The sequence below is a fragment of the Saccharothrix espanaensis DSM 44229 genome (assembly GCF_000328705.1).
Taxonomy (GTDB): Bacteria; Actinomycetota; Actinomycetes; order Mycobacteriales; family Pseudonocardiaceae; genus Actinosynnema; species Actinosynnema espanaense.
In genome coordinates this window covers 2,884,742-2,898,251 of the sequence record NC_019673.1, presented here as the reverse complement: position 1 = coordinate 2,898,251, position 13,510 = coordinate 2,884,742, and the positions used below count along the sequence as shown (strand labels likewise).

The 13,510-nt window shown below is 71.6% G+C and carries 12 protein-coding genes; 7 read left to right on the top strand and 5 right to left on the bottom strand.

The genetic code is table 11. From position 1 onward, the window contains the following. Positions 1-5: 5 nt before the first annotated feature. On the bottom strand, positions 6-404 hold the full coding sequence (locus tag BN6_RS13265) for a TOBE domain-containing protein (protein WP_015100160.1): 399 nt from the start codon (positions 402-404) through the stop codon (positions 6-8). Between the two features lie 396 nt (positions 405-800). On the opposite strand from BN6_RS13265, the gene BN6_RS13260 reads away from it, so the two are divergent. Next, entirely contained in the window at positions 801-3,158 is a 2,358-nt protein-coding gene (locus BN6_RS13260; protein ID WP_015100159.1) for an immune inhibitor A domain-containing protein, read from the top strand. Positions 3,159-3,277: 119 nt separating this feature from the next. Beyond that, positions 3,278-3,853 carry a hypothetical protein gene (locus tag BN6_RS13255; RefSeq protein ID WP_015100158.1) on the top strand — a complete coding sequence of 192 codons (576 nt, stop codon included), beginning with the start codon at positions 3,278-3,280 and terminating at the stop codon, positions 3,851-3,853. A 751-nt stretch (positions 3,854-4,604) separates the two neighbouring features. On the opposite strand, the gene BN6_RS46650 is transcribed toward BN6_RS13255, so the two are convergent. From BN6_RS46650 to BN6_RS13240, 4 genes are all read right to left on the bottom strand, one after another. Next, positions 4,605-4,763 (bottom strand): hypothetical protein, encoded by a 159-nt coding sequence (locus tag BN6_RS46650; protein ID WP_015100157.1) that lies wholly within the window; start codon positions 4,761-4,763, stop codon positions 4,605-4,607. A 130-nt stretch (positions 4,764-4,893) separates the two neighbouring features. Further along, positions 4,894-5,916 (bottom strand): GDSL-type esterase/lipase family protein, encoded by a 1,023-nt coding sequence (locus tag BN6_RS13250; protein WP_015100156.1) that lies wholly within the window; start codon positions 5,914-5,916, stop codon positions 4,894-4,896. A gap of 129 nt (positions 5,917-6,045) precedes the next feature. Continuing rightward, on the bottom strand, positions 6,046-6,660 hold the full coding sequence (locus BN6_RS13245) for a cysteine hydrolase family protein (protein ID WP_015100155.1): 615 nt from the start codon (positions 6,658-6,660) through the stop codon (positions 6,046-6,048). 79 nt (positions 6,661-6,739) lie between these two features. After that, positions 6,740-7,270: an ArsR/SmtB family transcription factor gene (locus tag BN6_RS13240; RefSeq protein WP_015100154.1), complete on the bottom strand. Its 531-nt coding sequence runs from the start codon at positions 7,268-7,270 to the stop codon at positions 6,740-6,742. Between the two features lie 96 nt (positions 7,271-7,366). On the opposite strand from BN6_RS13240, the gene BN6_RS13235 reads away from it, so the two are divergent. The 5 genes from BN6_RS13235 to BN6_RS13215 all read left to right on the top strand — a co-directional run bounded on the left by BN6_RS13235 (position 7,367) and on the right by BN6_RS13215 (position 13,481). Then, positions 7,367-8,713: a M20/M25/M40 family metallo-hydrolase gene (locus BN6_RS13235; RefSeq protein WP_015100153.1), complete on the top strand. Its 1,347-nt coding sequence runs from the start codon at positions 7,367-7,369 to the stop codon at positions 8,711-8,713. Continuing rightward, complete coding sequence (locus BN6_RS13230; protein ID WP_015100152.1) at positions 8,710-10,488, top strand: S9 family peptidase; 1,779 nt, start codon at positions 8,710-8,712, stop codon at positions 10,486-10,488. The genes BN6_RS13235 and BN6_RS13230 overlap by 4 nt, the downstream gene beginning before the upstream one ends. 18 nt (positions 10,489-10,506) lie before the next feature. Beyond that, positions 10,507-11,205 (top strand): hypothetical protein, encoded by a 699-nt coding sequence (locus BN6_RS13225; RefSeq protein WP_015100151.1) that lies wholly within the window; start codon positions 10,507-10,509, stop codon positions 11,203-11,205. A 181-nt stretch (positions 11,206-11,386) separates the two neighbouring features. Beyond that, positions 11,387-13,003: a peroxidase family protein gene (locus BN6_RS13220; protein ID WP_231905269.1), complete on the top strand. Its 1,617-nt coding sequence runs from the start codon at positions 11,387-11,389 to the stop codon at positions 13,001-13,003. 1 nt (position 13,004) lies between these two features. Further along, a complete protein-coding gene (locus BN6_RS13215) occupies positions 13,005-13,481 on the top strand; it encodes a DoxX family protein (protein WP_015100149.1) in 477 nt (158 codons plus the stop codon). The last annotated feature ends 29 nt before the right edge of the window (positions 13,482-13,510 follow it).

Here is a 13,510-nt window from a genome sequence, read left to right as displayed (position 1 = left end):
GGGGGTCAGCCCTCCGGGATCTCGACGACGACGTGCGTGGACTTGATGGAGGCGACCGCGACGCTGCCGACCTCCAGGCCGAGTTCGTCGGCGGCCTCCCGGCTCATCAGCGACACCACCCGGAACGGGCCGGCCTGCAGCTCGACCTGGGCCATCACCACGTCCTTGACCACGCGGGTGACGATGCCCCGCATCCGGTTGCGGGCCGACGCGGCGATCGTCGCGCCGGGCTCGGCGGTGTCGGCCAGCCGTTGCGCGAGCTCGGCCAGCTCCCGCCCGTCGATCCCCTTGCGCCCGCTGTCCAGCTGCACGGCGGGCAGCCGTCCCTGGTCGACCCACCGCCGCACGGTGTCGTCGCTGACCCCCAGCAGGGAGGCAGCCTCGCTGATCCGCAGATTCGGCACTCAAGCATCCTAGACGCCGCAAACGCGGATCTGGCAAGTCCACTCACCCCGCTGGTCCCCCACCGCTGTCCGCACCCCTCGCGCGTCGCGGAGGCCGACAGCGCGGCACGGTCCAACGCCGGCGGACCCCCGGTCGCGCCCGTGGAGGCGTGCGGACTACTCGGCACGCCGGCGCGAGCCGCACAAAGTGCGCGCCGCCGAGGCGCTGCCGAGGCGGCGCACCAGGGGACGAACCGGGCGGATCGGGTCAGATCGGGCGGGGACCGCCGGGCGAGGGAGCCCGGCGGGTGCAAGGCCTTGGGCCATTCCGCTCCCGACTTCCGGCTGTGCCGCTGGGACCGTGCCGGCGCATACGGTCCCGCACGAACGTCTTTCACCTATCAGCGAGGGGGACTCGTGCGCAGACTCCTAGCCGGCGCAGCAGCGATCGCGCTGGCCACTGCGGGCATCACGATCATGCCCGCGGCCGCCGCCGCGGCACCCGACACCACCACCGACACCGTCCAGTCCCGACCCGACGAACTGCCGCACCCGTTGGAGGACAAGCGGCGCGCCCTGCGCCAGGAAGCGCTGGCCAAGGTCCTGACCGGCGAGGCGACCACGGAGAAGCGCGGCGCCAGCACCGTCGTCAAGGTCGGCAGCAAGGACAAGAAGAACGGCCAGAAGGCCGCCAAGGTGGACCAGTACGTCGAGCTGGAGCGCGAGAAGGTCGACAAGATCTTCGTCGTGCTCGCCGAGTTCGGCAACGAGCGCCACCCGCAGTACCCCGACCAGGACACCTCGCCCAACACCGCCGGGCCGGTGCGCTTCGACGGGCCCAAGCACAACGAGATCCCGCAGCCGAACCGCGGTGTGGACAACACCACGATCTGGCAGCCGGACTTCAGCCGGCAGTACTTCCAGGACCTGTACTTCTCCACCGCGCCGGACGCGAACTCGGTGGCGAACTACTACGACAAGCAGTCCTCGGGCCGCTACAGCGTCACCGGCTCGGTGACCAACTGGGTCAAGGTCCGCTACAACGAGGCGCGCTACGGCCGTTCCGACGGCTTCCCGTGCGGCTCGAACGTGTGCAACAACAGCTACGAGCTGGTCCGTGACGCGGTGACGCAGTGGGTCGCCGACCAGCGGGCCGCGGGCCGCACCCCGGAGCAGATCCGCACCGAGCTGGCGTCGTTCGACGAGTGGGACCGGTACGACTACGACGGCGACGGCGAGTTCAACGAGCCCGACGGCTACATCGACCACTTCCAGATCGTGCACGCGGGCGGCGACCAGGCCGATCGCGACCCCTGGCAGGGCGAGGACGCCATCTGGAGCCACCGCGGCTACGCGTTCAAGAACTACAACACCGGGCCGGGCACCAACAAGCTGGGTGGCGCGCCGATCGGCGACACGGGTCTGTGGGTCGGCGACTACACGATGCAGCCGGAGAACGGCGGCGTCAGCGTGTTCGCCCACGAGTACGGCCACGACCTCGGTCTGCCGGACCACTACGACATCAGCAACGGCGGCACGAACAGCGTCAACTGGTGGTCGCTGATGGGCCAGACCCGGGTCGGCGAGCCGGGCGAGGCGCCGGGCACCCGCGCCAACGAGCTGTCCGCGTGGGACAAGCTCCAGCTCGGCTGGCTGGACTACGAGGTCGCGGTGGCGGGCCAGGAGCGCACCTTCGACCTGGGACCGCACGAGTACAACACCGCCAAGGCCCAGGGCCTGGTGGTCGTGCTGCCCGACGTGTCCAAGACGTTCAACTACGGCAACCCGTTCGCGGGTTCGAAGATGTGGTGGAGCGACAAGGGCAACGACATCGACCACTCGATGACCCGGGCGGTCGACCTGACCGGCAAGACGACCGCGGAGCTGACCCTCAAGGCGCGCTACGAGATCGAAGAGGACTTCGACTACCTCTACGTCGAGGCGCAGAACGCCGACGGGAGCTGGACCCAGCTCGACGGCACGTCCGACGGCAAGCCGTTCCTGCGCGACTCCGGCGACGCCCCCGCGCTCAGCGGGACGACGGCGGACCGCTGGGTGGACATCAAGGTGCCGCTGAACGCCTACGCGGGCAAGAGCACCAAGATCCGCTTCGCCTACCGGACCGACGGCGGCCTGGCGCTGCAGGGCTTCTTCGCCGACGCGCTCAAGCTGACCGCCGACGGCGCGACGGTGTTCGAGGACGGTGCCGAGACCGGTGCGGACTGGACGCTCAAGGGCTTCCGGGCCACGGCGGGCAGCGAGACCAAGGCGTACGACCAGTTCTACATCGCCTCGAACCGGACCTACGAGTCCTACGGCAAGTACAACAAGACCGGCCCCTACCGGTACAGCTTCCCGAACAAGCCGAAGTGGGTGGAGCACTTCCCCTACCAGGACGGCCTGCTCGTGTCGCTGTGGGACACCAGCTACCTGGACAACAACACCAGTGAGCACCCCGGTGAGGGCCTGATCCTGCCGGTCGACGCGAACCCCGCGCCGATCTACAACCTGGAGGGCGGGGTGTGGGCGCCGACGGTGTCGGGCTACGACGCGCCGTTCGGGTTGCAGAAGTCGGACTCGTTCACCTTGCACATCAACGGCAAGGCGTCCTACGTGCGCGGCCAGCCGGCCAAGCCGGTGTTCGACGACACCAAGCAGTTCTGGTTCCCGCAGACCCCGACCGCCGGCGTGAAGACGCCGGGGGTGGGTGTCGGCCTCAGGGTGCTCCAGCAGTCGGGCACCTCGATGAAGGTGAAGTTGTTCAAGACGAAGTGACCCCCGTCGGTGATCGCCTAGCGGGCACGGCCGCCCGCTGACCGACCGGTAGTCCGTTCGGAGCCGGACGTGATCCATTCAGTGTCACGTCCGGCGTCCGGCCGGCGATGTAGACGGACATGGTGAGATCACGTGGTGCGGTAGCCGCCGCCGTCCTGGCCGTCTCGCTCGGGGCGTGCGCTGCGCAGGTGTCCCCGGCGTCCTCTGTCGACTCGACCACGCGGACGAGCGAGCCGCTGCGCATCAGCCTGTGCGAGAGCAAGGGCGACCTGACGTCGTGGATGCGCGCGGAGGGCCTCGCGGTGGACGACGCCAAGTGCACGGCGGAGTCGACCGACAGCCGCAAGCTGCGCGCGTTCGGCAAGTGGACCTTCCCGCCGGGCTCCCGCGACAAGTCGCACGTCGAGTCGGTGGAGATCGCGGTGTTCGCGGACAAGGGCGCGGACGGCGTGAGCGCGTTCGACAACCTCAAGGGCTCCTACCCGCCGCACGAGCAGCGCGCCGTCGCGGGCAACTACTCGCGGGTCGCCAACGCGCGCGGCAAGACGATCGTCAACCTGCCGGAACTCGCCGAGCCGCTGGACATCACCATCGCCACGACGGCGGCCGGCGCGACGGACACCGAGTACGCCGAGATCCGCGCGGCCCACCTGCGCGCGCTGGAGCAACTCGTCCCGGTCCTGACCCAGTCCTGACCCGGTCCTGACCCCGGCCGGAGCCACGCCCGGAACGCCGACGCGGCGACGGGCGATTTCGTCGCGCCCGGACTTGAGCCGGCAACAATCCGGCAATCATCACCGACGGGCCACTCCCGGGCAGTCCGGCCCGGCCATTCGCGGAAAGCGTACCCGGAGCGGAATGGCAGATCACCGAGGCGGCCCCCGAGCACCGTCCGCGTGGAATAAGGGGCAGACTTGCAGGAATGCGCAGTGAGCATATTCACGAAGTCCTGCACATCGACCGGACGAATGCGGTAAGGGGTCGCGCCGAGTAGTCCCGGTTTCCCCGTTTTCACCCGTTTGGCCCTTCCGGCGCACAACCGCGGCGCAATACGGTCTCGTCCGGGCCGTGGTCCTGAGGGAAGAGCACGACGTGTTCCGGGGGATGGGGGCGGCAATTTCCCGGATCGGCACCGGGGTCACCGGCGAATGGCCACCGACCGGCCGCGACCCCTGGCGAAGACCATTCCGCGCAATGGCCCGAGGCTCCGCGTCAGGCGAGGTCCCCCAGTCCCGCCTGGCGCTCGCGAGGGGTCGGGGAGTCCGTCCACGGGACTCCCCGACCCCGCTTTTCGCGCATTGTCGCCGTTTCGGCGGGCACCAGACCACAACCATCGCAAGGGCGGGGCACCAGGCGGTTCGGCCGACGGCGGGCACCGGCCGACGGCGGGGCGCCGGGTGGGTCCGGACGCCTCCCGATGTCCGAAACCCGCCCGGCGGTGTGGGATCAGGCCGTCGGCCGGGTCTGCACCCGGAGTCGGCGACGGCGGGTGAACGCCCGGTCGGCGGCACAGCCGACCAGCAGCCCACCCGACAGCAGGACCAGCGATTCCCCTCCGTGGACCGCGCACGCGCAGACCAGGACGGTCCAGAGCAGCAGCCTCATGCACCAAGGCTAGGGACGCAGGTCACAGCCGTCGAAGGATTTGAGCATGTCTTAGGGTTGACACTTCGGCCCACCGTCCGAACGGGACGTCGGACGTGGTGGGGGCCGGTCCGCCCCCACCGACCGGGGCCTACGCCACCGCGTGCAGGTTGCCGTCCGAGCCCTCCAGGCAACGGGCGGTGCCCGCCCCGCCGGTCACGAACTCCGTCACGCACCGGCCCAGCTGGGCGTGCGCGGCGGCGTTCGGGTGGAACGACTGCTGGGCCAGGTGGATGCCGATCGCGTCGAGACCGCCGGTGACCAGGGCGTACGGGTCGACGGTGAGCCGCCGCTGCCACTCGCCGGCGGAGTTGCCGCCCTTGCTGCACGCCTCGCGGTTCTCGGTGGCGCGGGAGAAGTCGAGGAACTTCGCGCCCGACCGGGACGCGGCACCGCGCAGCGCGTCGGAGAGCTGCGGCACGGCCACCGTGCGCCCGTAGGCGGCGTCGGGCAGCCGCAGCGGGCAGCCCTGCGGGCCGTGCAGGACCTTGTCCATCTTCTCGGTCACCGGCGAGGCGTAGGAGGTCAGCACCAGCGAGTAGGACGAGGCGGCGTAACCGGCCTGCGTCATCGCCGAGCGCACGTCCCGCAGCGCCGTCTCGACCTTGGGCGCCATGGCGGCCAGCCGCGCCGGCCACTCGGTGGCGAGCTTCGACCGGCAGCTGGGCCCGAACGGGTTCGCCCACGCCGCCACGCAGTCGACCATGGTGTCGGCGAACCGGGGGTCGTCGTTGGCACCGACCTGCACCAGCACGGTGGTCACCCGGTACTGGCGGGCGAGGTCGATGAGCCGGCGCGCCTGGGAGCCCTCGGTGTAGTGGGTGGTGTCGGCCAGCGACACGTTCGCCGAGTCCGCGCCCGAGCACGCGAGGTTGAACGTGCGCTCGGCGAGGGTGGTCTGGTGGATCATCGACTGGGTGGAGCGGTGGCACCAGTTGCCGTTCTGGCCCTCGGTGCCCGGCTCGTAGGAACCCGCGCCCTCGCCGGACATCGCGCTGTCGCCCAGCGACACCACGGCCGTCTGGCGGTTGTCGACCGCGCCGGCCGACGTCGGCAGCACCACCAGTGCCGCTGCGACGAGCGCCGCCGCGCCCACGATCCGACTCCACCCCATGGCCAGGCCTCCACCGCTCGTGGCGCCCGACTGGACGCCGACTCACCGTAAACGGCCTGTCACGCAGCGACAATGCGCCGATTCGGCTATCCGCAGGCCGGGGAACCGGCGGCTCCCCGGCCCGACCGGTCAGCCCAGCGCGGCGGTGACCTCGGCGGCGGTGGCGGTCACCGAGAACATCGGGTAGTCGAACCGGATGGCGTTGTCGTGCTCCTCCCGCGAGGTGGCCGCGACGCAGTCGGTCAGCGTGATGACCCGGTAGCCGTTCTCGTAGCCGGTGCGCATGGTCGACTCGACGCAGCAGTTGGTGAGGAACCCGCCCAGCACGATCGTGCCGATGCCCTTGCTGCGCAGGATGAAGTCGAGGTTGGTGCTGGCGAACGTGTCCAGCCCGCGCTTGCCCTCGATCACGATGTCGCCCTCGCGCGGCGCGAGGTCGTCGACGATCGCCGCGCCCCAGGAGCCCTTCACGAACGCCTTGCCGTCGACCACGCCCTTGAGGATCCCGTAGGGGTGCCTGGTGATCTCGTGGTAGCCCTCGGCGAACGTGATGGGCGCGTGCATCACCGTCACGCCGGCCGCGCGCGCGGCGTCGACCAGCGCCACCGTCTTGGGCAGCATCCCGTTCTCCGCCATCACGCCGCCGACCGCGCCGTGCAGCACGCCGCCCTCGGTGGTGAAGTCGTTCTGGTACTCGATCAGCACCACGGCGGTGGTGGCGGGGTCCAGCGTCAGGTCGGTCATCTGCGGCACTCCACGGGCTCGGCGGGCAACAGCGCCGATTCAACGGCGGCCGACCGGAGCGCGCAATGCGGCGTCCGGGTTACCGGACCGGGCGGGCGGCCAGCGACCAGAGGTAGCTCAACGCCTCGCCGTCGGGCTCCTCGCGGGCCAGGAACTCGTCGATCAGCTCGGCCAGCCGGGTCTTGAGCTCGGTCTGCGCGTCGGGCCCGAGCCGCAGCACGCCGCGCGACATGCCCCGGCCGGAGTCGGGGCCGGCCTCCACGATCTCGGCGCGGTGCGCGGCGAGCACCGCCAGGTCGACCTGCTGCGCCAGGCCGACGCCCTCGACGTCGATCAGGCCGAGCTGCCACGTGCGCCCGGTCGCGCGGTAGGGGCGTTCGAGCGCGCCCTTCGCGCTGGTGCGGACGGGTTCGGCGGCCAGGAAGTCGGTGCTCACCAGCGCCCGGACGTGCCGCAGCACGGTGGCGGGCGCGACCTCCAGGCGTTCGGCCAGTTCCTGGTTGGTCCACGCGCGGTCGAGGCACAGCCGCAGGATGCGCCAGCGCAGCGGGTGCGCGAGCGCCTTGAGCTCGTCCACCGAGGCGGTGCGCGCGGGGGGATCTTCGGGCACGGCACGAGGCTAACCGACCGGTCCTTGCCGGGCACGCCGGTGATTTGGTTCACTGAGATCGATTGCACAAAGTGAAATCACTAGCGGGGAGCGACTATGGGGTTGGCCGAACAGGTTCGCGACTGGGTGCGGGACCGGGAGCCGGAGCTGCTCGCGGAACTCGCGGCGTGGATCGCCCAGCCGAGCGTGAGCCGGACCGGCGAGGGCATGGCGGAGGCCGCCGCGCACGGCGTGGAGCTGCTGCGGCGCAGCGGGTTGACGCCCGAGGTCGTGGCGACCGGCGGGTGGCCCGCGCTGGTCGGCACCGCGCCGGGACCGCCGGACGCGCCGCACGTGCTGATCTACGGCCACTACGACGTGCAGCCCGCCGGTCCGCTGCACGAGTGGCTGTCGCCGCCGTTCGAACCGGACTTCCGCGACGGCCGCGTCTACGGCCGGGGCACCGGCGACAACAAGGGTCAGCACCTGGCCCAGCTGCTCGGCCTGCGGGCGTTGCGGGAGATCACCGGCGGGCTGCCGTGCCGGGTCACCGTGCTGCTCGACGGCGAGGAGGAGACCGGCAGCCCGAACCTGGCCAAGGCCGTGCGGCAGTTGGCCAAGCCGGACCTCGTGGTGTGGAGCGACGGGCCGGTGCACGAGTCCGGGCGGGCGTCGGTCGTGCTCGGGGTGCGCGGCATCGTCACGTTCGAACTGCGCGTGCGCGGCGCGGACGACGTGCTGCACTCGGGCAACTGGGGCGGCGTCGCACCCAACCCCGCGTGGCGGCTGGTGCAGGTGCTGGCCGGGATGCGGGACGCGCGGGGCAACGTCCTGATCGACGGGTTCGCCGACGACGTCGTGCCGCTGAGCCCCGGCGAGCGGGCGGCGCTGGAGGAACTGCCGGTGGACGTGCCGGAGGTGCTCGCCGGCATCGGCGTGACCGGCATGGAACCGCCCACCGGCCTGGGCTTCTACGAGAGGCTGACCGGCCCGACGTTCTCGATCAATTCGCTGACCTGCGAGGACGCCGGCGAGCACCGGACGGTCGTGCCGAACGTGGCGGTCGCCAAGTGCGACATGCGGCTGGTCGGCGGGCAGCGCTCGGAGAACGTGTTCGCGGCGATCCGGGCCCACCTCGCGCGGCACGCGCCGGACGTCGAGTTCGTGCCCGGCGGCGCGATGAACCCGTCCCGGACGCTGCCCGAGACCCGGTGGACGCGGGCCGTGCTGCGCGGCGCGGAGGCCGGGCTGGGCGAGCCGCCGCTGCTGCTGCCCGCACTGGGCGGCAGCCTGCCGATCGCCGCGTTCACCGACGAGCTGGACGTGCCGTGCTACGGCGTGCCGCTCGCCAACGTCGACGAGCACAACCACGCGCCCAACGAGAACCTGGTGCTGGACTGGTTCCGGCGCGGGATCGTCGCGGCGGCGACCGTCCAGCGGGCGATCGCGGAGGAGGGTCGGTGAGCCTGACCGACTTCGAGTGGGTGTCCGGCGCGGAGGTCGCGCCGGACGGCCGGGTCGTGTGGCTGTCCGACCGGTCCGGCCGGCCCCAACCGTGGCTGGACGGCGTGCACCTGCCCGTGCCGGGTTCGGTGCGGCGCTGCGCGTGGCGGCCGGACGGCGCGCGGTTGCTGGTGCTGACCGACCCCGACGGCGGCGAGGACCACCGGCTGGGCGAACTCGACCCGGCGACCGGGGACGTCGAGTGGCTGGTCGCGGAAGACGGCGTGCGCTGCGAGGTCGGTGTGCCGTACGGCAGCACTGGTGATCCTTACAGCGCGGACAGCCGTCTCCTCGCCTACGCGAACAACGCGCGTGACCCGGAGGTGTTCGACGTCCTGGTGCGGGAGGACGGCGTGTCCCGGATCGTGCTGCACGGCGACGACCGGTACGTGCCGATGGGCTTCTCCCCCGATTCGCGCCTGCTGCTGGTGCAGAAGCTGCACCAGAACACCGACCACGAGCTGTACGTGGTCGACCTGGCGTCGGACACCTCGCGCAGGCTGACCGACCACGACGGCCCGGCGAAGTACCTGCCGGTCGCGTGGCTGCCCGACTCGTCCGGCGTCCACCTGGCCACCACCCAGGGCCGTGACTTCACCGGCCTGGCGACGCTGTCCCTGGCCGGCGTGCTGACCTGGCTGGACACCCCGGACGCCGACGTCGAGGGTGGCGCGCTGTCCCCTGACGGCTCGCGGCTCGCGTGGGGCCGCAACGAGCACGGCTACACGCGGCTGTTCTGGTCGGCGGTCGGCGGCACGCCTGTCGAGGTGACCGGGCTGCCCGCCGGGTTGGCCGTCTGCGAACACGGCATGGACGGCTTCGCGCTGCGGTTCACCCACGACAACCGGCTGCTGGTGCAGCTCGCCCGGGGCGACGCGGCCACCGAGCTGTTCCTGGCCGACCTCGACGCCGGGACCGCCGAGCGGATCAGCGATTTCGGCGCGGGACTGCCGGACGACCTGGTCGCGCCGACCGTCGTGCACGCCACCAGCGCGGACGGCCTGCGCGTGCCGTGCCTGCTCTACCGGCCGCCGGGGGCGAGCGCCGACGCGCCCGCGCCGGTGGTGATGACAGTGCACGGCGGCCCGGAATCGCAGGCGTACCCGGCGTACTTCCCGATGGTGCAGGCGTTGCTGGCCGAGGGGATCGGGGTGATCTCGCCCGACTACCGCGGCTCGTCCGGCTACGGCCTGGGCTACCAGCGGATGATCTACCGCGACTGGGGCGGCGGCGATCTGGAGGACCTGGCCGCCACCGCCGCGCTGGTGGGCGAACTCGAGTGGGCGGACGGGTCGCGCCTGGGCGTGCACGGCGCGTCTTACGGCGGGTTCGCGGCGCTTTCGTGCGTGACCCGGCTGCCGGAGCTGTGGCGTGCGGCGGTCAGCGAGTGCGGCACGTCGGACCTGCTCACCGACATCCGGGACGTGCCGCCGACGTGGCGCAGGCGGACCAAGGAGTGGATCGGCGACCCGGACGACCCGGCGGAACTGGCGCGGCTCGTCGAGCGCAGCCCGGTGAACCACGCGCACCGCGTGCGGGCGCCGGTGCTGATCCTGCACGGGCAGAACGACACCCGGGTCAACCCCGAGGAGTCCGAGCAGATGTACCGGCGGCTCAAGGAGGCGGGCAAGACCACCCGGCTGGAGCTGCACCCCGGGATCGGCCACGAGGTCGACCGCGAGGGTCTCGCGGACACCACGGCGCTGATCGTGGAGTGGTTCAAGACGAACCTGTGACGCTGCGATCTTTCCGGCATGTACTCGTTCCCCGGCCGCCGGGTAGGCGGCACCGCGGCGATCCTCGGCCCGTTGCTGCTGCTGACCGGCACCCTGCTGCGGTCGCCGTTCCCGTTCTTCTACCCCCACCAGCTCGACGCGATGGCCGATCACCCGGCGCTGATGAGCGCCGCCTACACGACGTTCCTCGCCGGGCACCTGGTCACCGCGTTCGGGGTGCTGGCGCTGGTCGCGCGGATCGGGCGGACCCGGCCCGCGCTCGCCACGTGGAGCGGGGTGCTGGTCGTGGTCGGGCTGGTCGAGCGCACGTTCCACGGCGGTGTGGACCACGCCGCACAGGGGCTCGTGCGGCGGCACGGGCCGGAGTTCGCCGCACGGCTGGTCGGCGAGTCGTACCAGGACCCGCACCTGTACGGCTACCTGTCGCTGTCGATCATGCTCGGGTGGCCGGTCCTGGCGTTCGCGGCGTGGCGGTCCGGTGAGCTGGGCGTGCTCCGCGCGGTGGCGCTGGCGGCGATGACCCTGCTGCCGCTGGGGGTGCTCAAGGGCGCGGAGGTGGTCTCGATCGTGGGCACGGTCGGGCTGTGCGTGGCGCTGCTCCCCGCAGGAGTGCGGTCTTTGCGCGAGGGTGCAAAGCCCAGTCGCCGGGCGGTTCTGGGCACGATCGCACTATTGCCCCTGGTCGGTGCTCTCGGGTACGTGAGCACGCTCGGCTAGCTGTTCACAGGCATGAACGTCTTCCAGGTGGCGGATCAGATGTATCCACCGAATGGCGGTCGACCCTTGTTGTACGTGGGAGGGCGCGCCAGGGGGGTGCGCTCGCCCTGTCCGGGTGGGGATCCGGACCGACCACGGGGGAGAAAAATTGAAACACCACGGGAGTAACAGCTTCTTCGTCGTGGGTGAGGGGGTGCTGGAGTTCGACGGCCGCGGGGAGCCGACGGCCCGGCGGCCGCTGACGGTGGAAGAGCTCCGGCGGTTCCGGTTCTCGCGACTGGGACCGGAAGGCGTGCAGACGCCGGAGGACGTCCGGATCGCGCTCGCCGAGGCCATGACGGCCGACGTGCCGCAGCCGGACTCGACGGCACCGGCCATGCCGGCCGGCTTCACCTACCTCGGCCAGTTCGTCGACCACGACCTGACCATGGACCGCACCGAGTCGCAGCTGGGTGGTGACGTGAACCTGGACGACCTGGTCCAGGGCCGTTCGCCCGCGCTCGACCTCGACTCGGTGTACGGCCGCGGCCCGCTCGACCCGATCGACCGGGTCTTCTACGCCGCGGACCAGGTCAAGCTCAAGATCGGCACGACCTCCGCGACGCCCGTCCCGGACGCCGGGACGGACGTTCCGCTGGAGGGCTTCGACCTGCCGCGCGCGGGGTCGGGGACGACCGGCGCGGACCGCCGGCGGGCGTTGATCCCGGACCTGCGCAACGACGAGAACCTCGTCGTGGCCCAGACCCACCTCGCGTTCATCCGGTTCCACAACCGGGTGGTCGACGAACTGGCGCTGACCGGGCTGTCCGGCCAGCGGCTGCACCGCGCCGCGCGGGCGCAGGTCGTCCGGCACTACCAGTGGATGCTGCGGCACGACCACCTGCCGCGGATCGTCGACCCGGCGATCGTGGACGACGTGTTCACCAACGGCCGGCGGTTCTTCGAGGCCACCGGTCGCGGGTACCCGGGCGCCGCGCAGCCGGCCACCATGCCGCTGGAGTTCTCGGTGGCGGCGTACCGGTTGGGCCACAGCATGATCCGCAGCAACTACCAGTGGAACCGGGTGTTCAACAGCGAGGGCCCGCTGGGCATCGCCACCCTGCTGCTGCTGTTCACCTTCAGCGGCACCAGCGGCAACTTCGTGCCCGGCTCGGACCTGGACGACCCGACCGTGCAGGGCCCGGACACGCTGCCGACCAACTGGATCGCGGACTTCCGCCGGCTGTACGACTTCACCGAGGCCGGCCGGCCGGACCTGGTCCCCGGCACGGGCGGCGGCAACGTGACCAAGCTGATCGACACGCTCCTGGTCAACCCGCTGACCGCGCTGCCGGCGGGCACGTTCGAGGGGCGCGGGCGGGACGTCCCGCCGATCCACCGCAACCTCGCGTTCCGCAACCTCACCCGGGCCAACATGGTCAAGCTGGCCAGCGGTCAGCAGATGGCCGCGCTGTTCGAGGTGGAGCCGCTGACCGCGGAGCAGATCGTGACCGGCAACGGGGGCGTGCTGCTGGACTCGCTCACCGAGCAGCAGCGGGCCGCGCTGGTCGAGGCGACGCCGCTGTGGTTCTACGTCCTGCGGGAAGCCGAGTTCGGCGGCGGCCTGCTGGGCCCGGTGGGCGGCCGCATCGTGGCCGAGGTGTTCCACCGGTCGATGGAGGCCTCGCGGTGGTCGATCGTGCGGGAGCCGTACTGGCGGCCGTCGTTCGGTCCGGACCAGACGACGTTCCGGATGACCGACCTGCTGCTGTTCGCCTTCGAGGGCAAGGCCGACCTGCTCAACCCGCTGGGCGACTGACATGTCCACGACCCGGGACTACGAGGTCGAGGAGGTCACCCCGGACCCGCCGCGCACGTGGTGGGACCGGTTCGAACACCGGGTCCGCAAGGTCGCGCCGACCGCGTTGCGGATCGCGATCGGCCTGGTGTTCGTCTGGTTCGGGGCGTTGAAGGTGGTCGGCGAGTCGCCGGTGGCGGACCTGGTCCACGCCACCCTGCCCTGGGTGTCGCGCGGCCTGCTGCTGCCGGTGCTCGGCGGGGTCGAGGTGGCGCTGGGCGTGGCACTGCTGATCGGCAGGCCGTGGCGGGCGACGCTGGTCGCGGTGGGGCTGCACCTGGTGGGCACCTTCCTGGTGTTCCTCCAGGCGCCGGCCCTGACGTGGACCGACGGCAACCCGCTGCTGCTGACCGCGAACGGCGAGTTCGTGCTGAAGAACCTGGTGCTCGTCGGCGCGGTGCTCATGCTGCTGGCCCACGGCCGCACGACGGCGAGGTGATCGACAGCGGCCCCGCCCCTCGGCGGGGC

Excerpts from the sequence above, each read along its gene's own strand:
- BN6_RS13235 (WP_015100153.1), top strand. The coding sequence starts at position 7,367 with ATGGGGTTGGCCGAACAGGTTCGCGACTGGGTGCGGGACCGGGAGCCG.
- BN6_RS13245 (WP_015100155.1), bottom strand. The coding sequence starts at position 6,660 with ATGACCGACCTGACGCTGGACCCCGCCACCACCGCCGTGGTGCTGATC.
- BN6_RS13225 (WP_015100151.1), top strand. The coding sequence starts at position 10,507 with ATGTACTCGTTCCCCGGCCGCCGGGTAGGCGGCACCGCGGCGATCCTC.
- BN6_RS13215 (WP_015100149.1), top strand. The coding sequence starts at position 13,005 with ATGTCCACGACCCGGGACTACGAGGTCGAGGAGGTCACCCCGGACCCG.
- BN6_RS13255 (WP_015100158.1), top strand. The coding sequence starts at position 3,278 with ATGGTGAGATCACGTGGTGCGGTAGCCGCCGCCGTCCTGGCCGTCTCG.
- BN6_RS46650 (WP_015100157.1), bottom strand. The coding sequence starts at position 4,763 with ATGAGGCTGCTGCTCTGGACCGTCCTGGTCTGCGCGTGCGCGGTCCAC.
- BN6_RS13250 (WP_015100156.1), bottom strand. The coding sequence starts at position 5,916 with ATGGGGTGGAGTCGGATCGTGGGCGCGGCGGCGCTCGTCGCAGCGGCA.